Annotated in this window: 22 protein-coding genes; 16 read left to right on the top strand and 6 right to left on the bottom strand. The window is 66.1% G+C overall.

Translation table 11 applies throughout. The features are described from left to right. The first annotated feature begins 256 nt into the window (after nucleotides 1-256). Both ACE3TH_RS07980 and ACE3TH_RS07985 read left to right on the top strand, forming a co-directional pair. Complete coding sequence (locus ACE3TH_RS07980) at nucleotides 257-1,510, top strand: glycosyltransferase (RefSeq protein ID WP_374599338.1); 1,254 nt, start codon at nucleotides 257-259, stop codon at nucleotides 1,508-1,510. Further along, nucleotides 1,507-2,028 carry a histidine phosphatase family protein gene (locus tag ACE3TH_RS07985; protein WP_374599010.1) on the top strand — a complete coding sequence of 174 codons (522 nt, stop codon included), beginning with the start codon at nucleotides 1,507-1,509 and terminating at the stop codon, nucleotides 2,026-2,028. The genes ACE3TH_RS07980 and ACE3TH_RS07985 overlap by 4 nt, the downstream gene beginning before the upstream one ends. Here the strand turns inward: ACE3TH_RS07985 and parE are convergent. Genes parE through ACE3TH_RS08000 form a run of 3 tightly spaced genes read right to left on the bottom strand, consistent with a single transcriptional unit; the run spans nucleotide 2,025 to nucleotide 7,849 of the window. After that, nucleotides 2,025-4,133, bottom strand: a complete 2,109-nt coding sequence (gene parE, locus ACE3TH_RS07990; RefSeq protein WP_374599012.1) for a DNA topoisomerase IV subunit B — start codon at nucleotides 4,131-4,133, stop codon at nucleotides 2,025-2,027. The two genes, ACE3TH_RS07985 and parE, sit on opposite strands and share 4 nt — an antisense overlap. Next, nucleotides 4,099-5,451: an O-antigen ligase family protein gene (locus ACE3TH_RS07995; protein ID WP_374599014.1), complete on the bottom strand. Its 1,353-nt coding sequence runs from the start codon at nucleotides 5,449-5,451 to the stop codon at nucleotides 4,099-4,101. The genes parE and ACE3TH_RS07995 overlap by 35 nt, the downstream gene beginning before the upstream one ends. A 49-nt stretch (nucleotides 5,452-5,500) precedes the next feature. After that, the gene (locus tag ACE3TH_RS08000) at nucleotides 5,501-7,849 is read right to left on the bottom strand and encodes an ATP-dependent helicase (RefSeq protein ID WP_374599016.1); all 2,349 of its coding nucleotides are present in this window, start codon (nucleotides 7,847-7,849) and stop codon (nucleotides 5,501-5,503) included. A gap of 116 nt (nucleotides 7,850-7,965) precedes the next feature. On the opposite strand from ACE3TH_RS08000, the gene ACE3TH_RS08005 reads away from it, so the two are divergent. Together ACE3TH_RS08005 and ACE3TH_RS08010 are read left to right on the top strand one after the other, a co-directional pair. Beyond that, nucleotides 7,966-8,154, top strand: a complete 189-nt coding sequence (locus ACE3TH_RS08005; protein ID WP_374599018.1) for a hypothetical protein — start codon at nucleotides 7,966-7,968, stop codon at nucleotides 8,152-8,154. A gap of 3 nt (nucleotides 8,155-8,157) precedes the next feature. Further along, entirely contained in the window at nucleotides 8,158-8,478 is a 321-nt protein-coding gene (locus ACE3TH_RS08010; protein ID WP_374599020.1) for a hypothetical protein, read from the top strand. Nucleotides 8,479-8,502: 24 nt separating this feature from the next. Here ACE3TH_RS08010 and ACE3TH_RS08015 read toward each other — a convergent pair whose 3' ends face one another. Together ACE3TH_RS08015 and ACE3TH_RS08020 are read right to left on the bottom strand one after the other, a co-directional pair. Beyond that, entirely contained in the window at nucleotides 8,503-8,727 is a 225-nt protein-coding gene (locus ACE3TH_RS08015) for a ribbon-helix-helix domain-containing protein (protein ID WP_374599022.1), read from the bottom strand. 10 nt (nucleotides 8,728-8,737) lie between these two features. Continuing rightward, entirely contained in the window at nucleotides 8,738-9,160 is a 423-nt protein-coding gene (locus ACE3TH_RS08020; RefSeq protein WP_374599024.1) for a YbaY family lipoprotein, read from the bottom strand. Between the two features lie 128 nt (nucleotides 9,161-9,288). On the opposite strand from ACE3TH_RS08020, the gene ACE3TH_RS08025 reads away from it, so the two are divergent. Both ACE3TH_RS08025 and ACE3TH_RS08030 read left to right on the top strand, forming a co-directional pair. After that, nucleotides 9,289-10,044, top strand: a complete 756-nt coding sequence (locus ACE3TH_RS08025; protein ID WP_374599026.1) for a Coq4 family protein — start codon at nucleotides 9,289-9,291, stop codon at nucleotides 10,042-10,044. 119 nt (nucleotides 10,045-10,163) lie between these two features. Further along, a complete protein-coding gene (locus ACE3TH_RS08030; protein ID WP_374599028.1) occupies nucleotides 10,164-11,075 on the top strand; it encodes a DMT family transporter in 912 nt (303 codons plus the stop codon). Here the strand turns inward: ACE3TH_RS08030 and ACE3TH_RS08035 are convergent. Then, nucleotides 11,072-11,251 carry a DUF4169 family protein gene (locus ACE3TH_RS08035; protein ID WP_374599030.1) on the bottom strand — a complete coding sequence of 60 codons (180 nt, stop codon included), beginning with the start codon at nucleotides 11,249-11,251 and terminating at the stop codon, nucleotides 11,072-11,074. The two genes, ACE3TH_RS08030 and ACE3TH_RS08035, sit on opposite strands and share 4 nt — an antisense overlap. Nucleotides 11,252-11,323: 72 nt before the next feature. Between ACE3TH_RS08035 and ACE3TH_RS08040 the strand changes: the two genes are divergently transcribed. From ACE3TH_RS08040 to secF, 10 genes are all read left to right on the top strand, one after another. After that, nucleotides 11,324-11,560: a DUF2171 domain-containing protein gene (locus ACE3TH_RS08040; protein ID WP_296168711.1), complete on the top strand. Its 237-nt coding sequence runs from the start codon at nucleotides 11,324-11,326 to the stop codon at nucleotides 11,558-11,560. A gap of 102 nt (nucleotides 11,561-11,662) precedes the next feature. Then, the gene (locus ACE3TH_RS08045; RefSeq protein ID WP_374599032.1) at nucleotides 11,663-12,058 is read left to right on the top strand and encodes a YccF domain-containing protein; all 396 of its coding nucleotides are present in this window, start codon (nucleotides 11,663-11,665) and stop codon (nucleotides 12,056-12,058) included. A gap of 160 nt (nucleotides 12,059-12,218) precedes the next feature. Next, nucleotides 12,219-13,565, top strand: coding sequence for a serine--tRNA ligase (gene serS, locus ACE3TH_RS08050; protein WP_374599034.1), 1,347 nt, complete (start codon nucleotides 12,219-12,221; stop codon nucleotides 13,563-13,565). 3 nt (nucleotides 13,566-13,568) lie between these two features. Then, nucleotides 13,569-13,973: a hypothetical protein gene (locus ACE3TH_RS08055; protein ID WP_374599036.1), complete on the top strand. Its 405-nt coding sequence runs from the start codon at nucleotides 13,569-13,571 to the stop codon at nucleotides 13,971-13,973. A 19-nt stretch (nucleotides 13,974-13,992) separates the two neighbouring features. Beyond that, nucleotides 13,993-14,781, top strand: coding sequence for a 5'/3'-nucleotidase SurE (surE, locus tag ACE3TH_RS08060; RefSeq protein ID WP_374599038.1), 789 nt, complete (start codon nucleotides 13,993-13,995; stop codon nucleotides 14,779-14,781). Then, complete coding sequence (locus tag ACE3TH_RS08065) at nucleotides 14,778-15,422, top strand: protein-L-isoaspartate(D-aspartate) O-methyltransferase (RefSeq protein WP_292175192.1); 645 nt, start codon at nucleotides 14,778-14,780, stop codon at nucleotides 15,420-15,422. Before surE ends, ACE3TH_RS08065 begins: the two co-directional genes overlap by 4 nt. Nucleotides 15,423-15,584: 162 nt before the next feature. Beyond that, a complete protein-coding gene (locus ACE3TH_RS08070; protein WP_374599040.1) occupies nucleotides 15,585-16,637 on the top strand; it encodes a peptidoglycan DD-metalloendopeptidase family protein in 1,053 nt (350 codons plus the stop codon). A gap of 116 nt (nucleotides 16,638-16,753) precedes the next feature. Next, the gene (gene yajC / locus ACE3TH_RS08075; protein ID WP_374599042.1) at nucleotides 16,754-17,071 is read left to right on the top strand and encodes a preprotein translocase subunit YajC; all 318 of its coding nucleotides are present in this window, start codon (nucleotides 16,754-16,756) and stop codon (nucleotides 17,069-17,071) included. 30 nt (nucleotides 17,072-17,101) lie between these two features. Continuing rightward, nucleotides 17,102-18,700 (top strand): protein translocase subunit SecD, encoded by a 1,599-nt coding sequence (secD, locus tag ACE3TH_RS08080; RefSeq protein ID WP_374599044.1) that lies wholly within the window; start codon nucleotides 17,102-17,104, stop codon nucleotides 18,698-18,700. After that, nucleotides 18,700-19,665 (top strand): protein translocase subunit SecF, encoded by a 966-nt coding sequence (gene secF, locus ACE3TH_RS08085; protein WP_374599046.1) that lies wholly within the window; start codon nucleotides 18,700-18,702, stop codon nucleotides 19,663-19,665. Before secD ends, secF begins: the two co-directional genes overlap by 1 nt. Nucleotides 19,666-19,670: the final 5 nt, after the last annotated feature.

The raw sequence follows: 19,670 nt of genomic DNA on the forward strand, positions 1-19,670 counted from the left end.
CTCGAATTTGAGGCGAATGCAAGGCCGAAGGCGGACGGAATGGCTGTGCGCCAAGCGTGGCTGGCGCGTCCCATTGCGTTTCATGCCCGGGCTGTGACCTTGAAACCTCCGTCTGCGGATGACGCTTGAGATTGCCATTCAGCGGCGCTACGGCCCGGATATGGTGAAGTCTCACATGTCACGCGTTCGCAAGGCCCGTCGCATCCAGAAGCGTGTGCGCCGCACCGGCACCGTCAGCCCGCAGGAAGCTGAGCTGATGAGCCTGGCCGGGCTGGAGGTCGAAGAGGGCGAACTACGCCTGATCCCCGGCTGGGACGAAGAGGTGTCCAACACTCTGGCCGCACTGAAAGCGGCGGCCGAGGACGAGCGACCCCGCCTGGTCGATACGACAATGCTGTATGCGCCCAAGTCTGGCGGCGTGAAGCGGTACCTGCAGTCCAAGAAGGCCTGGCTGGAGACGCATCGTCCGGGCGTCGCTCATTCGCTGGTGGTGCCTGGTGCGCATCACCGGGCGGGCGAGGATGGCGTGGTTCAACTTCACGCGACCAAGCTTCCATTCGGCGACGGCTATCGCTGGCCCACGTCGGTGCGGCGGTGGGGGGCTTGGGTGGCCGCGCTGCATCCCACTGTGATCGAGGCGGGCGATCCCTATACGCCAGGGCAGGGGGCGCTGGAGGCGGGGCAACGGGCAGGTTGCCCCGTCATCGGCTTCTGTCACTCCGACCCTGCCGGTCTGGCGGCACTGCACTTCGGCGAATGGGCCAAAAAGCCGGTGGAGAAGCGCTGGGCCCGCCTGTTCGGCCAGTTCGACAAGGTCGTTTCGCCCAGCCGCTACATTGCGCGTCGGTTGGAGGAGGCGGGCGTCGGCAACATCGTGATCCGTCCTCTGGGGGTCGAGATTGAGACCTTCCGCCCTGACCGACGCGACCGCGACTGGTTGCTGAAGAAGTTGGGTCTGCCGGCATCGGCACGACTGCTCTGCTTTGCGGGCCGGCCGGCGCGCGAGAAGAATATCGACGTGCTGATCCAGGCTGTGCAGCGCCTGGGCGAGCCCTTTCATTTGGTGCTGGTCGGGGCGGGTGCGGGGATGCCGGCCGAGGAGCGGGTGATCTCGCTGCCCTACGAGGCCAATCCCAAGGCTGTGGCCAGGATAATCGCGAGTTGCGACGCCTTCGTGCATGCCAATGACAAGGAGCCCTTCGGCCTGATCGTGCTGGAGGCCATGGCCTGCGGGCGTCCCGTCGTCGGCGTCAACTCCGGCGGCGTCGCCGAAACCGTGGACCACGAAGTCGGCCAACTGGCCGCCAGTGCCGATCCGATCGAATATGCCGCCGCCGTCGAGGCTCTATTTGAGCGAGACATCGAAGCCATCGGCGTCGCCGCTCGAGCGCGCATGGTCGAGCGCTTCGCCTGGACGCGAGTGTTCGAGGACCTAAGCGACGTCTATGCCGAGGTCAGTGGTGCGGATGCCTTCCGCAGCGTCTCGGTTCGTGAGACGGTCGGGGGATGACCCGTCTATTTGCACTGATCGCTACGGTCGCGACGCTGGTTCTGAGCAACCCTGCGGTGGCCCAGACGGTCATTCTGGTGCGTCATGCCGAAAAGGCAGACCAGAGCACCGATCCTGTATTGTCCGAAGCCGGGCAGGCCAGGGCTGAGGCTTTGGCTGCACGGCTCTCGACGATTTCGGTCGATCTAATCCTGACCAGCCCGCTTCAGCGCACCGGCTTGACCGCGACACCCGTCGCCGAGGCCAACGGACTGCAGCCTGAGGCCATCAGCCTTGAAGGGGGTACTGAAGCTCATGTCGCCGCTGTGGTTGAACGCATAAAGGCTCAGCCCGAGGACACCAATGTGCTGGTCGTCGGCCACAGCAACACCATACCTCTGATTGCGCGTGCTTTGGGCCAGTCGGTGCCAGATATGGCCGATTGCGAATATGATCGCCTGCTGACCATACACCTTGAAGGGCAAGGCGTTTTCGGGGTGACCACGCGTTATGGCGTCCCGTCAGACTGCCCTGCCTAGACGTCCAGATCGGCCACCGCGAACCGGGCATTTTCCTGGATGAAGTGATAGCGGGCGTCAGCCTTTTTGCCCATCAGCCGCTCGACCAAATCCTCGATTTCCTCTTCCGAGGCGGGCAGGGTGACGCGGGCCAGGGTGCGCTTCTTTGGATCCATGGTGGTTTCCTTGAGCTGGGAAGCCATCATCTCGCCCAGGCCCTTGAAGCGGCCGATCTCGGTCTTCTTGCCCTTGAAGACCGTGGCCAGCAGTTCGTCGCGATGGGCGTCGTCGCGGGCGTATTCCGACAGCGGCCCTGCCTGAATGCGGTATAGCGGGGGCAGGGCCATATAGACCCGGCCCTGACGGATCGCCTCGGGCATGGAGCGATAGAAGAAGGTGATCAGCAGGGCCGCGATATGGGCGCCGTCCACGTCGGCGTCGGTCATGATCACGATCCGCTCATAGCGCAGGTCGTCGATGTTGAAGCGGTTGCCGGGCTGGACGCCCAGAGCCAGCGCAAGGTCCGAAAGCTCGATATTGGCCCGCAGCTTGTCCGCCGTGGCCGAGGCGACGTTCAGGATCTTGCCGCGAAGGGGCAGGATGGCCTGGGTGGTACGGTCGCGTGCCTGTTTGGCCGAGCCGCCGGCCGAATCGCCCTCGACGATGAACAGTTCGGTGCCGTTGGCGGATTGCCGTGAACAGTCCGACAGCTTTCCGGGCAGGCGCAGCTTGCGCGTGGCCTGGGCGCGCTGGACCTCCTTGTCCTTGCGGCGGCGCAGACGGTCCTCGGCCCGGTCAATGACGAAGCCCAGCAGGAGGTTGGCCTGTTTCGGGCTTTCGGTCAGCCAGTGATCCAGCGGGTCACGCAACAGCTGTTCGACCAGCCGCTGGCCCTCTGGCGATGACAGGCGGTCCTTGGTCTGACCCTGGAATTCGGGATTGCGGATGAAGACGCTGATCAGCGCCCCGGCGTTGGCGATGACGTCCTCGGCCGTGATCTGAACCGCGCGCTTCTCGTTGGTCAGTTCGCCGTAGGCCTTCAGCCCCTTGACCAAGGCGGCGCGGAAACCCGCCTCATGCGTGCCGCCGTCCGGCGTGGAGACGGTGTTGCAGTAGGACTGGACAAAGCCGTCCGCCTCTCCGAAGCCGATGGGGGACCAGGTCACGGCCCATTCGATCGCCCCGGCTTCGCCCTTGCGCTCGACGCGGCCGGCGAAGGCCGGCGTGACGGTTTCAAGCTCGCCGATCCGTTCGGCCAGGGCGTCGGCCAGACCGCCGGGGAAGTGCAGCGTCGCCTCGGCGGGCGTGGCGTCGGTGATCCGCTCCGGCGCGCAGGTCCATTTGATCTCGACCCCACGGAACAGATAGGCCTTGGACCGGGCCATGCGGAACAGGCGGGCGGGCTTGAAGGCGGCACCGACGCCGAAGATCTCCTCGTCCGGGTGAAAGCGGATCAGGGTGCCGCGCTTCTTCGACGGTCCAATCTGCTGGATCGGTCCCTGAGGCAGGCCGCGGCTGAACGACTGTTTCCACTCGAAGCCATCGCGCCAGACGGTGACATCCAGCCGGTCACTCAGCGCATTGACGACCGAGACACCGACGCCGTGCAGACCGCCGGAAGTCTCATAGGCCTTGCCCGAGAATTTGCCGCCGGAGTGCAGGACGGTCATCACCACCTCCAGCGCCGACTTGCCGGGGTGTTTCGGGTGCGGATCAACGGGGATGCCGCGTCCGTCGTCGCGGACGGACAGCACACCGTCGGCGTCCAGATCGACGGTGATCAGTTTGGCATGGCGGGCTACGGCCTCGTCCATGGCGTTGTCCAGGACCTCGGCGAACAGATGGTGCAGGGCGCGCTCGTCGGTGCCGCCGATATACATGCCGGGGCGTTTGCGGACGGGCTCCAGCCCCTCCAGCACCTCGATCGAACTGGCGGAATAGCCGCCAGGCACGGGCGGGGCAGATGGCGCAGGTGTCGGCGTGACGGGAGCCGCGACCGGCTCAAGCCGCGGTGCGGCGGCCTGGGGCGTCAGGGCGGGTTCCGGCGTCGGGGCAGGGGGCGTCGCCGGGCCGCTCGGCTCGGGGATGTCGTCAAACAGGGAAGGAAGGTTGCTGGACTGGCCCATCTGCATACTGTGCGGCGATTCGGGGACGGGTCTGGTAGGCCCGGCGACGCTTTACGGCAAGCGGTACGGTCGCAGCTGTGGACGACGGCAGCATCGACCGCGTCATCACCGCCATGAACAGGACCCAGGGCAGGTTCTGGTGGGTCAGAAGGATGCTCTCGGACAGGCTCAGCACGACAAAGGCGACCATGAAGCCAAGGCCCCACCATCCCTCGCGCATGCCCGACGCGCCGGATCGGAAGATCAGGATCGCGGTCGTCAGCGCCAGGCTGAAGCCTACAAGGATGGCCCCCGGCCAGCCCAACTGGACCAGAAGGTCGATCCAGCCGTTGTGCGCCGAGGGCACCAGCCAGCCGGTCTCCTGACGCACCCAGTCGGCGGGCGGCGACTCGCCGATCCTGCCCCAGAAGGCCCCATAGCCATAACCTGTCATCGGCCGCTCGGCGACGCGGCGCATCAGGCTGGCCCAGATGTCGGTGCGCCCGGTCAAGGAAGGGTCCTTGCCCAGCGCCTCGAGCACCTCGACGGAATGCGTGTCCCATATCCAAATGCCGAGGCCGCTCAGCACCACGGCCATCCAGACAGCAAAGACCGCAAAGGCCGGACCGCCCTTGCGCATGGCCCAGAAACCCCCGACCAGACCAACGCCGACCACAAGGCACAGCAGCGAGGTCTTTGACTGGGTCGCCAGCACAAGGGCCGAGGACAGGATCAGGGCGGCGAGCGGCAGCAGCTTGCGCGGATCGGTAGAGGCCAGACAGGCAGCCGAGGCCGTGGCCCCGATCACCATGACAGCCCCCATCTGGTTCTTCTCGTACCAGAGGCCGCGCCACAGGCCGGCGTTCTCAAGCTGGTGCACGCCGATGGCGGGGAAGGCGAAGATCATCACCAGACTGCCCGCCGCCATGACCAGGGTGGTGTACATCAGCAGCCGCGGCAGATGCGGCCCCCTGAACGCGGACCCCAGATACAGGGCGAATACCCCGCTGATGGCCAGGGCGATCACGCGTCGGTCGGTCGTGTGGTAGTCGATCGACCAATATTTGGAGGCGAAGCATAGCCCGACGATGGTCCCGACCAGGATCGCCGCTGGCCAGGCCCGCCAAACCCGATCCAGCCGCGCCACCGCCAGCACGGCGATCGCCGCATAGGCGGGCAACCAGACCAGCCGCAGCACCGGCGTTTCTTCCTGCAAGGGCGCGAACACCGGCCCGATCAGGGCCCCCGTCAGCATGGCGATGATCAGGCCGCACGTCAGGTACTCCCACCAGGAGGGGGCGGGTTCGACTACAGCCTGGTCTGGATAAGACGGACGCACGGATGCAGGGTCAGCCAATGGACTTAAAGAAGCGTTTGGCCGAGCGCCGTCACGCCTTTTCCACAAACGTATCGATCACCTTCTTCTCGCCGGCCTTCTCGAACGCCACGACCAGTTTGTTGCCTTCGATGGCGCGGACGGAGCCGTAGCCGAATTTCTGGTGGAAGACGCGCTGGCCGCGGATCCAGCCGGAGGCGGCCTTGGGGTCGGCGGTGGCGACCAGGCGGCCTTCGCCCTCAATGACCGTGTGGCGCGCCGGGCGGGCCGTCGGAGTCTGGGCTGCGGTGAAGCTTTGGGCGCGTTTCCAGCCGGGGGAGGAATAGCCGCTGCCGAAGCTGGGCATTTCGTCCCAGCGGGACTTGGCGTCCTTCATGCCGGGCGTGGTGCCATAGTAGCCGGTATCGCTCTCGGCCTCGACGTGGTCGATGGGCAGTTCGTCGACGAAGCGGCTGGGCAACTGCGACGTCCAGCGGCCATAGACCAGACGGTTGGCGGCGAATGAGATCCGCGCGTCCGACTTGGCCCGGGTGACGCCGACGTAGGCGAGGCGGCGTTCCTCCTCCAGGCCCTTTTCGCCCTTTTCGTCGATGCTGCGCTGGCTGGGGAAGACGCCTTCCTCCCAGCCCGGCAGAAAGACCAGTGGGAACTCCAGCCCCTTGGCCCCGTGCAGGGTCATGATCTGGACCGCGCCCGACCCGTCGGCATCCGCATCGCCACGATCCAGGTCCATGACGAGTGAGACATGCTCCAGATAGGCCTGCAGCGTCTCGAACTGCTGCATCGATTGGGTCAGCTCTTTCAGGTTGTCGAGCCGCGTCTGGCCGGTCGCGCGATCGGCCTTCTGCATGTCCGTGTAGCCGCTTTCTTCCAGCAGGGTTTCGGTCAGTTCCCAGTGGGGCAGGGTCTGGGCGAAGCCGCGCCAGCGATCGATGTCGCGCACGAAGTTGCTGAGCGCTGTCCGCGTCCGGGCCTGCAGTTCGTCCGATCCGATCAGGTCGCGCACGGCCGCCATGGCCGAAACGCCGGACAGGCGGGCGATCTGCAGGATCTTCTGCACGCTGGTGTCGCCGATGCCGCGCTTGGGCACATTGACGATCCGCTCGAAGGCTAGGTCGTCGTCTTCGCTGACGATCAGCCGCAGATAGGCGTGGGCGTCGCGGATTTCGGCCCGTTCGAAGAAGCGCGGTCCGCCAATGACCTGATAGGGGACGGCCAGCAGGACGAACCGTTCCTCGAAGGCCCGCATCTGGAAAGAGGCGCGGACCAGGACCGCCATATCCTTATAGGCGATGCCCGCGCGCCGGGCGGTCTCGATCTCGTCGGCGATCAGTCGGGCCTCGGCATCGCCGTCCCAGACGCCGCGCACGCGAACCTTGTCGCCGCCTTCGTCCTCGGTCCAAAGCGTCTTGCCCAGACGGTCGCGGTTGCCCGCGATCAGGCCCGAGGCCGCGCCCAGAATATGCTTTGTTGAGCGGTAGTTGCGCTCCAGTCTTACGACCTTGGCTCCGGGAAAGTCGCGCTCGAAGCGTAGGATGTTGTCCACCTCGGCCCCGCGCCAGCCATAGATGGACTGGTCGTCGTCGCCGACGCAGCAGACGTTGCCGTTGGAGGAGGTCAGCAGCCGCAGCCAAAGATACTGGGCGACATTGGTATCCTGATATTCGTCGACCAGGATGTAGCGAAACCGGCGGCGATATTCCTCTGCGATATCAGCATGTTTGGACAGGATCGTCAGGTTGTGCAGCAACAGGTCGCCGAAGTCGCAAGCGTTTAAGCTGATTAGCCGGGCCTGATAGGCGGCATACAGCGACTGGCCCTTGCCGTTGGCGAAATCCTCGGACGTCGGCAGCTTCTCGGGCGTCCAGCCGCGGTTCTTCCAGTGATCGATCAGGCCGGACAGGGATTTGGGTGTCCAGCGTTTGGTGTCGAGGTTCTGGGCCTCCAGCACCTGTTTGCAGACCCGTTCCTGATCGTCTGTGTCTAGGATGGTGAAGCTGGATTTCAGTCCGACAAGCTCGGCATGCCGCCGCAGTATCTGGGCGGCGACGCTGTGGAAGGTGCCGAGCCAGCGAAGCCCTTCGGACGAAGGGCCGATCAGATGGCCGATCCGCTCGCGCATCTCGCGCGCGGCCTTGTTGGTGAAGGTGACGACCAGCAGCTCCCACGGCCGCGCCCGGCCCGTAGCCAGGATGTGCGCCAGCCTCGTGGTCAGCACCCGCGTCTTGCCTGTGCCGGCACCCGCCAGCACCAGAACGGGTCCGTCCACCGCCAGCACGGCATCGCGCTGTTCGGGATTGAGGCCTTGCAGATAGTCGACAGCAGGGGCCTCGACGCCGCCGGGTCCGCGCGAACGGGCCAGATCGGAAATGCGTTGGGCAGGGATATCGGGGAGACTCATCGGAAGAACATAAGGGGCACGGGCCCATATGTCAGTGCCTGCGTGCGATCCGATCCGGAACCGCCAAGCGTGGCCGTCGTTTCGGCTGCATCTGCAATAGGGAAGGGACACTACACATGGCCGAGAATACGAGTGGCGGCGGCGGAAACGCCGGTCTGGCTTTCATCGTCGGGGGACTTCTGGTCGTCGTGGCGGTCATCGCCTGGTTCGTTTTCGGACGCGGCGGCGGTATGGGCGAAGCCAAGGATGTCAATGTCGACGTCAACCTGCCGGAAGTTTCGGCACCAGCAACGCCGGGGAACTGAGCCATGACCGATCCCAATCGCCCGATCGATCCGGAAGACCGGCCCGAAGTGGTCCATCATACCACCATCAATGCGGCCCCTGCACCCGAGCGCCGCAGTGGTGGTGGCGGCGTGCTGGCCTTCATCGTGGGCGGACTGGTCGTGGCCGCCCTCGTCATCGGCTTCATCGTCTTTTCGAACGGTGGCTTCGGCGGAGAGGCCAAGGACACCAATGTCGATGTCGATGTGAACCTGCCGGAACTCCCGGAGGCCCCGAAAATGCCGGAACTGCCGAACATCGAACCTCCTTCGGTGCCCCAGCCGAACCCGGCACCGTCCAACTAAGCGACGTCGGCCGGTCGTTTCGCGTCAGTGGAACGACCGGTCACCGCTGGCCCAGGCGAGGGCCAGCAGGCGACAGGCTGAAGCAAGGGGGGTTCGTCCCCGGGTCTCGTCGATGCGCTTCATCAGGCCCGCGTGCGAAAGACCCAGCGCCTTTGCGACCTCGTCCAGTACGCTCCAGAAGGCCGGCTCCAGAGCGACGGAGGTGGCGTGCCCGGACAGGGTCACAGACCGCTTGGTCAGGCCGCTCATACTTTGGAACTCATCGCACGCCGACCAGAACGATATCCGCGCGAGCCCCTGTACCCTGCGTCAGGACGGCGTGGCGCGTGTCGGTGGTAAACCTCAAGGCCCCCGCAGGATCGCGGATTTCGGCGCGTACGGCATAGGTGTTGCGCGGGTCGATGTCCGCCTCTCGGACCGACAGGGTCACGGCATAGGGTGGGGCGCGACCCTCGAGGTCTTCGCCAGCCTCGGCCAGCACGCGGGCGGGTGCGTCGGCCAGGCTGACGTCCTCGAGCCGAACCGTCAGGCGATGGCCCGGTGGCAGCAGGATGCGCTCTCGATAGGTGACCGACACGGCGACAGGAACCATGCCGATCCCGGCGTCGGCACCCGCCTCGGGCAGGGGCGCGCAGGCGGCCATGACGGCGGCCAGGGGCAGGGCGGACAGGATGCGGCGCATGTCGGTCTCCTCGCGGCTGGTATGAGTGTAACAGATCGGGCCGACGGGCCCCACCGTGATCATATGATCGGCGTTCACCCCATGGGACTTTCGCGCTAGAGTGCTTGGGCTTCGTCACAGGACCGCCCATGACCGCGACCGCCGACTTCGACACCTATACGCGTCTGCAACCGCAGCGGATCGAGCCGCTGACGGCCTTGCGGGCCTTTCGAAAGCTGGTCGCCAACAAGGAGGACACCGCCCAGGTGTTCGAGATCATGCGCGCCCTGTCGGGTCGGTCGCTGGCGCGCGGCTACAACCACATGCTCAAGACGCAGGAGGGCGGGCGTCAGGCCTATCTGGCCGAGGAACTGGCGCACAAGCTGGATGATCCCGTCTGGCTGGCCCGGTTCGAGCCGGGCACGGTCGGAGCCAGCTATCGCGCCTTTCGAGACGCGCGTGGCTTCACCGCGGAGGGGCTGGCCGACGAGGCCCGCAAGATCGGGCCGCAGATCGACGCCCAGCATCCCGTCGTCTGGTACTCGCGCCGCATCCGCGACGTGCACGACATCTGGCATGTGCTGACGGGCTATGAGACCGATGCCCTGGGCGAGGCCTGCGTGGTCGCCTTCTCCTATGCCCAGACGCGAAACCTGGGCTTTGCCTTCATCGGCTGGGGTGCGGCGCGGGAAATCCAGCGCGAGGTCAAGTCGGTGCCAGCCCGCCGCGCCGTCTGGCAGGCCTATCGCAACGGCAAGGCCGCGCACTGGCTGCCGGGCCTGGATTATGAGGCGCTGTTCGCCCAGCCGCTGGAGGTCGCACGCATGCGGCTGAACATCCGACCTGCCAGCGTCTATCACGCGGTGTCACCCGAGGTGCGGGCCGGCCTGAAGCTGCGGGCCTGATCGCGGCCTTCGGCGGTCATAAGCCCGACTTGTGAGCCGGCTTGCGGAACCCGCTTGCGTCCTGACCGGCAACCGTTCAATCGGGCCTGGTGCAAAGCCCTGAACCGCCTCCCGACACCATGACCCGTCGCCTGCTGTCGCCCGCCGTACTGGCGGTCGGCGGTGTCGGCATCTGCGCCCTGATCTGGGGCACCACCTGGTTCGCCATTACCTTGCAACTGGGCACGGTGGCGCCCCTGGCCTCCATCGTCTGGCGGTTCGGCCTGGCGGCGATCTTGCTGTTCCTCGGCTGTCTGATCTTTCGCCAGCCACTGAGACTGACGCGGTCGCAGCATCTGGCGGTCGCCGCCCAGGGCGTGTTTGCCTTCTCCATCAGCTACAGCTTCACCTATGCGGCCGAGGGGCTGATTGCCTCGGCCATCGTGGCAGTGATCTTTGCGTCCCTGGCCTTCATCAATCTGGTTCTTTTCCGCCTGGCAGCCGGTCAGCGTGCGGCGCTGGCGTCCTGGGGCGGAGCCCTGCTGGGCGTGGTGGGTGTCGGCGTTCTGTCCGGCTCGGAAATCCTGGGGGCTGGCTTGAGGCAGGGAGCGGCGACGGGCGTCGGCTTCGCCCTGCTGGCCGTGGCCGCCTCGGCGTTCGGCAATCTGTTCGCGTTCAGGGGACAGGCGGCGGGAGCCGCCGTCATTCCGTCCACGGCCTGGGCTATGGCCTACGGAACCGGCGTGCTGGCGCTGTACGGCCTGGTCACCGGCGTCGAATGGTCGATAGAGCCGTCGCTCAGCTACATCGGCTCGCTGCTGTATCTTTCGGTGTTTGGCTCGGTGATCGCGTTCGGCCTTTATTTCACCATCGCACGGGCACGCGGCTATGCCCTGGCAAGTTACATCTCGGCGCTGACGCCGCCCATCGCCATGCTGGTGTCGGTGCTGTTCGAGGATGCCCGCTTCGGATGGCCTGCGTTCGTAGGGCTGGTTCTGGTTCTGGCCGGGCAGGTCCTGCTGATCCGCGCGCCCAAGGTTTCCGCCGCCTAGTCCTTGTCGCGCTTGGCACCATCCAGGACTGTCTGGATGCGATCACGCGCAGCCTTGGCTTTTTGCCGCTCGGCCTTGGTCTGGCCGAAGGCGGCACGGTTCAGCGAGGCGGTCTCGGCCTTCGCCGTGTTGGCCCGCATCTTGCGCGCGCGGTTCAGGTTGATGATCTCGCCCATGCCGACCTCTGCCATACGAAACCGTCCCGTGCGGCGTGCATTTTCGATGCACCCCCAACAGGAGACCTCCCCATGGTAGACCCCACCCTGATCAAGGAACACCTCGAAGTCGTCGGCTCGGACGGCGAACACGTCGGCCGCGTCGACCACGTGCTGGGCGACCAGATCGAACTGGCCAAGCTGGACCTGGGCGCCGGCTTCAAACACCACATGATCCCGGTCAGCTGGGTCGAGCGCGTGGACGAGCACGTGCATCTGAACCTAACCAAGGACGAGGCCAAGTCCCGCTGGACCGAGAAACCGCACTAGGCCGCAGGCTTACCGCGAATTTACGAAGGCCCCGCTGTTACCGGCGGGGCCTTTGCTTATTTAAAGGACGGCACCATCCCGGGTGCAGGGAGACTACCTGAATTGATCCGTCTGATCCTGAATGTGCTGTGGTTCATTCTCGGAGGCTGGGCCGCAGGCCTGTTGTGGCTGTTTGGCGGCGCGGTTCTGGCGCTTACCATCGTCGGGCTGCCGTGGACCTTCGCCGCGTGGCGGATCGCCAGCTATTCCTTCTGGCCGTTCGGGCGCGAGGTGGTGTGGCGTGAGCCGGATGCCACGGCGCTGGGGGCGGGCTGTTTCGGCATCGGCCTGAACGTCATCTGGTTCGTCTTCGCGGGCTGGTACATCGCCCTGGCCCATGTGCTGATCGCAGTGGCCGAGGCCATTACCATCATCGGCATTCCGTTTGCGCTAAAGGACCTGGAACTGGCCAAGCTGGCCTTGGCCCCGATTGGACGCACGATCCGCGAGAAGCCCTGATCGACGCAGTCAACGTGTTTCGATTTGATTTGCTGGTGGGGACGCAGCGCCTTCCCAATCGGAGCGAGCAGTTTCTCGTCGAGCATGCACCGTCTGATTTGCCCGTAACCTTCTCCGGGGCTAGAGGCATCGGCTCCTTCCCCTGACTGACTGAACGACCATGCACGACATCAAGGCCATTCGAGAGAACCCGCAAGCCTGGGTGAGCGGCTGGTCGTCGCGTGGGGTGGAGGGTGCGGAGGCGCTGGTCGAGGAGCTGTTGCGGCTGGATCGGGAGCTGCGGGCGGCACAGACGGCGGGGCAGGAGGCGCTGGCGAAGCGCAATGCGGCGTCCAAACTGATCGGCGCGGCGATGGCCAAGAAGGACATGGCCGAGGCCGAGCGGCTGAAGGCCGAGGTCGAGAGCCTGAAGGGCGAGATCGTCGCCACGGGGGAGGCGGAAACCCGGCTGTCGAAAGAGCTGCGCGACCTGCTGGCGGCGCAGAAGATGCTGGCGGCGGACGATGTGCCGGACGGCGAGGACGAGGCGGGCAATGTCGAGATTTCGCGCTGGGGCACGCCGCGCGAGGGTGGGCCGGCCAAGGATCACGCCGATCTGGGCGAGGCGATGGGCCTGCTGGACTTCGAGGCGGCGGCGCGGATGTCGGGCGCGCGGTTCGCGGTGATCAAGGGCGGGTTGGCGCGGCTGGAACGCGCCATCGGCCAGTTCATGCTGGACGTGCAGACGGTCGAGCACGGCTATCTGGAGGTCAATCCGCCGTATCTGGTTCGGCGTCCTGCGATGTACGGTACGGGGCAGCTTCCCAAGTTCGAAGAGGACTTGTTCAAGATCACCGGCACGGAGGCCGAATGGCAACTTCCCGACGGGTCGCGCGCCAAGGATGAGGAACTGTCGGACCGCTTCCTCACCCCCACCGCCGAAGTCTCTCTGACCAATCTCGTGCGCGAGCAGATTCTGGCAGAGGACGAGCTGGCCGAGCCAATGCGCCTCACCGCCCTGACGCCGTGTTTCCGGGCCGAGGCGGGGTCGGCGGGGCGGGATACGCGCGGGCTGATCCGTCAGCACCAGTTCCACAAGGTCGAAATGGTCTCCATCGCCAGGCCCGAAGACAGCGAGGCCGAGCACGAGCGGATGGTGCGCTGTGCCGAGGTGGTGCTGGAGAAACTGGAGCTGCCGTATCGGCGCATGCTGCTGTGCAAGGGCGACATGGGCTTTTCGGCGAGGAAGACCTTCGATCTGGAGGTCTGGCTGCCGTCGCAGGGGACCTATCGCGAGATCAGCAGCTGCTCCAACTGCGGGGACTTCCAGGCGCGGCGCATGGACGCGCGGTTCAAGCGGGCGGGCGAGAAGAAGACCGAGTTCGTCCACACATTGAACGGTTCGGGCCTGGCGGTCGGTCGTACTCTTGTCGCCATCATGGAGAACTATCAGCAGGAGGACGGGCGGATCGCCGTGCCGTCGGCCCTGCTGCCCTATATGGGTGGCGTCACCCATGTGGGAGCGTAAGCCATGAAAACGATGATCGCCGCCGCCGTCCTGTCCGTTTCAGTCTTGACGCTCGGGGCCTGTGCCACCGGCCCTGACAATGTCGCGGCGGCGCCGAGCTGGGTCGATGCCTCGGCGACCGAATTCACCGGCTGGGTGCGGGTCAGGGGCGAGGAGTTCCAGCTGTACGAGACCGAGCCGCGCTTGCTGGCCGGCGGGGCGACGCCCTGCATCAGCGGGGCCCTGCCACGCAATCTGCAGCGGGCGTCGGGCGACATCTCGGGCCAGAAGGTCAAATTCTTTGGTCGTACGCGGGCCTGGTCCGAGCGGGGCGACAGCGCCCTGATCGACCTGCAGGGGTCGGATGTGGCCAATCTGTGCCGCCGCGACGTGGTGATCCAGGCTGACCGGGTCGAGGTGCTGCGGTGATGGGTTCGGCGGTGCGCGCTTGAGGATATTGCTGACCAACGACGACGGGATCGAGGCCGAGGGTCTGGAGTGTCTGGAGCGGATCGCGGCACAACTGTCCGACGACGTGTGGGTGTGCGCACCGCAGACAGAGCAGTCCGGCAAGGGGCGGGGGATCACCCTGACCGAGCCGCTGCGGGTCAACCGGCTGGGGGACAGGCGGTTCGCGGTGACGGGGACGCCGACGGACTGTGTCGTGCTGGCGGTCAACGACCTGATGCCGGACAAGCCGGATCTGGTGCTGTCGGGGGTCAATCGCGGGCACAATGTCGGTGAGGACTGCTCCTATTCCGGCACGGTGGCGGGGGCCTTGCAGGGGATGGCGTTCGGCATCCGGTCGATCGCGCTGAGCCAGAGCCTGGAGCGGTTTCACGACGCGGTGACGGCGCATTGGGAGACGGCGGAGGCGTTTGCACCCGCCATCATCTCGCGCCTGCTGGAGCGGCCGTGGGCGAATGGCGTGGTGATGAACCTGAACTTCCCGGCGCGCCCGCCCGAGGCGGTGACCGAGGTCGAGGTGACGCGCCAGGGCTTTCGCGACATCGGCGAGATGCATGCGGTGAAACGCACCGACCTGCGCGGGCGCGACTATTACTGGATGAGCTTTCGCGGGACGAAGCATGATCATCCCGTAGGCACGGACCTGCGGGCCATGGACGAGGGGAAGATTTCGGTCACGCCCCTGCATATCGACCTGACCCATCCGGCCAGCGTGCATGAGTTGAAGGGCGTGCTGGGCGGGGCACCGCCGAAGGCTGTGGCGCGATGAAGTTGAACGACGATCGCGCGGGGCGGCTGATCCTGGGGCTGAGGCAACAGGGGGTCACGGACCCGCGCGTGCTGACGGCGATGGAGTCGGTGGACCGGGCCGTGTTCGTGCACGAGCGGTTTCTGGATCAGGCATGGGAGGATCAGGCCCTGCCGATCGACTGTGCCCAGACCATCAGCCAGCCCTTCATTGTCGGCCTGATGACCCAGGCGCTGGACGTGCAGCCGCGTCACCGGGTGCTGGAGATCGGTACGGGCAGTGGGTATCAGGCCGCGGTGCTGAGCCGGCTGGCGCGCTATGTGTATTCGGTCGAGCGCTACAAGAGCCTGCTGGTCGAGGCCGAGGGGCGGCTGAAGGACCTGGGCATCGACAATGTGATCACCCTGCATGGCGACGGCGGTCTGGGCTGGCCCCAGCAGGCACCGTTCGACCGGATCATGGTGACGGCGGCCTCGCCGGGCGAACCGACGGAACTACTGAAGCAGTTGAAGCCGGGCGGGGTGCTGGTGTGCCCCGTCGGGCGGACATCGGTCCAGATGCTGCATCGCTATGTCGGGCAGGAGGACGGGTCTTTCCGTCGCGAGACGCTGAGCGAGGTGCGGTTCGTGCCTCTGGTCGAGGGGACGGCCAAGGAAGGCTAAGGTCTTTTTTGGCGCTAACGCTCGCGACGCGGCCGCTCGCTACCTGAGCGCGGTAAGGTCCCGTTAACCTCGACGCCCAACTTTGGTGCGGATTTTGGCTATGGTCCGTGATCTGGCGGGCAGCCGGTCGGCGATCGGCACAGAACGAGCGGGAAACGGCGAATGAATGGTTTCAAGACGGGTCTGCGGACCCTGATCGTGGCGGGCGGAATGCTGGCGCTGGCGGCGTGTTCGAGCACCGGGCCGCGCTATTCCATCTATGCCGACGCCGCGCCGCCGCCGTCGCGGACGCCCTATGCCACCAGCCCGACCTATCCGACCTATCCGACGGCTCCAGCGCCGAGCGGCGAGGGCGTGCGGGGGCCGAGCAATCCCTATAACGAGCCCGCGCCCAATGCGACGGCCCCCATCGGAACGATCGAGGGCGGGGCGCTGGACGCACCTGTCTATGTGCCGCGTCCGGGCCAGCCGGCGGCGGGGCCCGCTGAAGGGGGCTTCACCGAGCCGCCACCGCCCCGCAGCGGCACGACCGTGGCGGGTGCGGGCTATGTGATCCAGCCGGGCGACACGATCTCGGGCATCGGTCGTCGCTTCCAGACGCCGGTGCAGAGCCTGATCGACCTGAACCGTCTGGGGCCGCGGGCCGAGATCCGGCCCGGCCAGACGCTGATCCTGCCGCAGTCGGCGGTGGACATCGGCGGCGATCCCTATGCGACCGGCCCGTCGCCGGGCGGGGTCTATACGGCGGCCCGGGCCGTGGCCGTGCCGCCACCGCCACCGCCGCCGTCGGGCAATGTGGCCCTGCCGTCGGCCTCGGCCAGCGCTGACGTCTCTCTGGACTGGCCCGTGAGGGGCGACATCCTGCGGCGGTTCGGGCCTGTGGGCATGGGCGAGCGCAACAACGGGATCAACATCGGGGCGTCGGCCGGGCGCGAGGTCGTGTCGTCGGCGGCGGGGCAGGTGGCTTATGTCGGGGACGACCTGGCCGGGCAGGGGCTGACCATCCTAGTGGCGCACCCCGGCGGCTGGCGTACGGCCTATGGGCATCTGGGCTCGGCCACGGTGCGTCAGGGCGATCAGGTGCGGGCGGGCCAGCAGATCGGGACGGTCGGCACGACCGCCGGCGACGGGCGCCCCTCCATCCATTTCGAGACCTGGCGCATGCGGGGCGACGAGCCGGTGGCCATCGATCCGCTGACCGTGTTGCCGCGATAGCGCATGGGACGCCGCAGTCCTGCACGGCGCGTTGCAAAGTGTGACGACGCGCCCTAGGTTCCGCGCCTCATTTTCAGGAGGTGCCGCGCGCGGTGTCTCCGTTCGTGGAGACCGCCGTGCAAGCCATTCTGGAAGGGCCTTTCGGGACCCTGATCTTCTTCGTTCCCGTCATCATCCTGTTCTACTTCATGCTGATCCGTCCGCAGCAGAAGCAGATGAAGGCGCACCGGGAGCTGATCGCCGGTCTGAAGCGCGGCGACAGGGTGATCATGTCGAACGGCATGAAGGGCAAGATCACCCGGGTCGAGAACGAAGAGGTCATGGTCGAGATCGCCCAGGGCGTGAACGTGGCCGTGGTACGCTCGATGATCAGCCAGGTCGAGAACCGCACCGCCGTCGCCGCCAACGACACCAAGACCATCGCCAAGTCCTGATATCGTCCTGACCAGGCCGGAAACGCCCGCATGATCCATCTGTCGCGCTGGAAGGTCATACTTCTCGCCCTCTCGCTGCTGTTCGGCCTGGCCTTCGCCTATCCCAACATGCTGACCCCCGCCCAGCGCGAGGCGCTGCCCGGCTGGGTGCCGTCCAGCGGGCTGAACTTGGGTCTGGACCTGCAGGGCGGGTCGTATCTGCTGCTGGAAGTCGATGTGCCGGCCATGCGCGAAAAGCGCCTGTCCAACATGGTCGAGGACACGCGGATGGTGCTGGAAGAGGCGAACGTGGCCGTCACCGGCGTCGTCCGCAACGATCAAGGCCTGGTCGCGACCATCTCTAATCCTGCCCAGATGGACGCGGCGCTGGCGGCCATGCGGACCCTGATCAGCGGCAATGCGAGTGGTGTGGCGGACCGGACGGTCCAGCGTCAGGGCAACGACCGCATCGTCTATGCCTATACCGACGCGGCCATGAGCTCGATGGCGTCCGACGCCGTCTCGCAGTCGATCGAGGTCGTGCGACGCCGTCTGGACAGCAGCGGCACCAAGGAAATCTCCATCACCCGCCAGGGCGCGGACCGGATCGTGGTTCAGGCACCGGGTGAGAGCGATCCGGCGGAGCTGGAGCGTCTGGTCGGCCAGACCGCGCAGCTGACCTTCCAGATGGTGGACACCGAGAACTCCATCGCCGAGGCCGCAGCAGGTGCCATTCCACCAGATTCAGAGCTGCTGCCGGGAGCCGAACCCGGTGGTCCTGCCGCTTATCTGGTGAAACGCCGCGTGCTGGTGTCGGGCGAAAACCTGACGCGGGCGTCGGTCGGTCAGAACGAGAACCGCCAGATCGCCATCGACTTCCGCTTTGACGCCCAAGGCTCGCGGCGGTTCGGAGAAGCGACGGCCGCCAACATCGGCAAGCCGTTTGCCATCATTCTTGACGGGCGGGTCATTTCGGCCCCGACGATCCAGAGCGCGATCACCGGCGGCACCGGTCAGATCACCGGCAGCTATACGATCGAGTCCGCGTCGGAGTTCGTGAACCTGCTGAACGGTGGGGCCCTGCCTGCGCCGCTGAAGGTCGAGGAGCGCCGCACGGTGACCGCCGAACTGGGGGCCGATGCCGTGGCCAAGGGCGGGATTTCTACGCTGGTCGGCTTCATCATCATCGTGGTCTTCATGCTGGCGGCCTATGGCCTGCTGTTCGGGGGCATCTCGGTCGTCGGCCTGCTGCTGAACGGTCTGCTCATCATCGCGGCCATGTCGCTGGTCGGGGCGACCCTGACCCTACCGGGGATCGCGGGTCTGGTTCTGACCTTCGCCGTGGCCGTGGACGCCAATGTGCTGATCTATGAGCGGATGCGCGACGAGGCGCGGGCCGGGCGGTCCGTGGTCGCCTCCATGGACGCCGGCTTCAACAAGGCGATGGGCACCATCATCGACGCCAACCTGACCACACTGGTCGCGGCGCTGATCATGTTCATCTTCGGGGCCGGACCCGTTCGCGGCTTTGCATGGACGCTGACCATCGGGGTGTTCACCTCCATGCTGTCGGCCGTGCTGGTGTCGCAGGTGGCGCTGGCCTGGTGGCTGAAGACCGCCAAACCCAAAAAACTGCCGATCGCGGAGTGATGGCGATGCGTGGATGGCCCCTGATCAAACTATTGCCGACGAAGACGAACTTCCGCTTCGTCAAATACGCCAAGGCCGCCGGTGTCATTTCGGTGATCCTGTGCGTGGCGTCGATCGTCGCCTGCTTCTATCCCGGCCTGAACATGGGCATCGACTTCCGGGGTGGGGCGTCCATGGAGCTGACCCGCGCCAACGGTCAGGTCCTGGATCTGGAGCGGGTTCGCGGTGCCGTGGGTGAACTGGGCCTGGGCGACGTCCAGGTGCAGGGGATCGACGATCCCTCCAGCGCCATCCTGCGCTTCCAGGTGCCGGACGACGAGCCCCAGAGCGCCGTCGTGCAGCGCGTGGAGAACGCCATCACGGCCTCCGTCGGTGAGGTGACCTATTCCGGGATCAGCGTCGTCGGCTCCAAGGTGTCGGGCGAGCTGTTCCAGTCTGGGCTGTTCGCCCTGGGCGCGGCCATCATCCTGATGTTCGCCTATATCTGGTTCCGCTTCGAGCCGCAGTTCGGTTTCGGGGCCGTGGCCAGTCTGGTCCACGACGTGATCCTGGTGTTCGGCCTGATCGTGCTGTTCAAGCTGGAGTTCAGCCTGAACATGGTGGCCGCTATCCTGACCGTCATCGGCTATTCGATGAACGACACCGTCGTGGTGTTCGACCGCCTGCGCGAGAACCTGCGCAAGTACAAGACCATGCCCTTGCGCGAGGTCATCGACCTGTCGATCAACGAGACCCTGTCGCGGACCGTCATCACCGGCCTGACGGCGGTTATGGTGCTGGCGGCCTTGGCATTCCTTGGTGGCGAGGCTCTGTTCGGCTTCTCCATCGCCCTGATGGCCGGCATCATTATCGGCACCTATTCGTCCGTCTATGTGGGCGCGCCGATCATCCTACTGTGGGGCGTCAAGCGCGGATCGCTGGACGAGCCGAAGCCCGTAAAGCTGGGCATGGCCAGCCGGCCTTAGGTGGA

The organism is Brevundimonas sp. (genome assembly GCF_041919755.1).
In the GTDB taxonomy this organism is placed as follows: domain Bacteria; phylum Pseudomonadota; class Alphaproteobacteria; order Caulobacterales; family Caulobacteraceae; genus Brevundimonas.

Excerpts from the sequence above, each read along its gene's own strand:
- ACE3TH_RS07980 (WP_374599338.1), top strand. The coding sequence starts at position 257 with ATGAGCCTGGCCGGGCTGGAGGTCGAAGAGGGCGAACTACGCCTGATC.
- ACE3TH_RS07985 (WP_374599010.1), top strand. The coding sequence starts at position 1,507 with ATGACCCGTCTATTTGCACTGATCGCTACGGTCGCGACGCTGGTTCTG.
- parE (WP_374599012.1), bottom strand. The coding sequence starts at position 4,133 with ATGGGCCAGTCCAGCAACCTTCCTTCCCTGTTTGACGACATCCCCGAG.
- ACE3TH_RS08000 (WP_374599016.1), bottom strand. The coding sequence starts at position 7,849 with ATGAGTCTCCCCGATATCCCTGCCCAACGCATTTCCGATCTGGCCCGT.
- ACE3TH_RS08005 (WP_374599018.1), top strand. The coding sequence starts at position 7,966 with ATGGCCGAGAATACGAGTGGCGGCGGCGGAAACGCCGGTCTGGCTTTC.
- ACE3TH_RS08010 (WP_374599020.1), top strand. The coding sequence starts at position 8,158 with ATGACCGATCCCAATCGCCCGATCGATCCGGAAGACCGGCCCGAAGTG.
- ACE3TH_RS08015 (WP_374599022.1), bottom strand. The coding sequence starts at position 8,727 with ATGAGCGGCCTGACCAAGCGGTCTGTGACCCTGTCCGGGCACGCCACC.
- ACE3TH_RS08020 (WP_374599024.1), bottom strand. The coding sequence starts at position 9,160 with ATGCGCCGCATCCTGTCCGCCCTGCCCCTGGCCGCCGTCATGGCCGCC.
- ACE3TH_RS08025 (WP_374599026.1), top strand. The coding sequence starts at position 9,289 with ATGACCGCGACCGCCGACTTCGACACCTATACGCGTCTGCAACCGCAG.
- ACE3TH_RS08030 (WP_374599028.1), top strand. The coding sequence starts at position 10,164 with ATGACCCGTCGCCTGCTGTCGCCCGCCGTACTGGCGGTCGGCGGTGTC.
- ACE3TH_RS08035 (WP_374599030.1), bottom strand. The coding sequence starts at position 11,251 with ATGGGCGAGATCATCAACCTGAACCGCGCGCGCAAGATGCGGGCCAAC.
- ACE3TH_RS08040 (WP_296168711.1), top strand. The coding sequence starts at position 11,324 with ATGGTAGACCCCACCCTGATCAAGGAACACCTCGAAGTCGTCGGCTCG.
- serS (WP_374599034.1), top strand. The coding sequence starts at position 12,219 with ATGCACGACATCAAGGCCATTCGAGAGAACCCGCAAGCCTGGGTGAGC.
- ACE3TH_RS08055 (WP_374599036.1), top strand. The coding sequence starts at position 13,569 with ATGAAAACGATGATCGCCGCCGCCGTCCTGTCCGTTTCAGTCTTGACG.
- ACE3TH_RS08065 (WP_292175192.1), top strand. The coding sequence starts at position 14,778 with ATGAAGTTGAACGACGATCGCGCGGGGCGGCTGATCCTGGGGCTGAGG.
- ACE3TH_RS08070 (WP_374599040.1), top strand. The coding sequence starts at position 15,585 with ATGAATGGTTTCAAGACGGGTCTGCGGACCCTGATCGTGGCGGGCGGA.
- secD (WP_374599044.1), top strand. The coding sequence starts at position 17,102 with ATGATCCATCTGTCGCGCTGGAAGGTCATACTTCTCGCCCTCTCGCTG.
- secF (WP_374599046.1), top strand. The coding sequence starts at position 18,700 with ATGGCGATGCGTGGATGGCCCCTGATCAAACTATTGCCGACGAAGACG.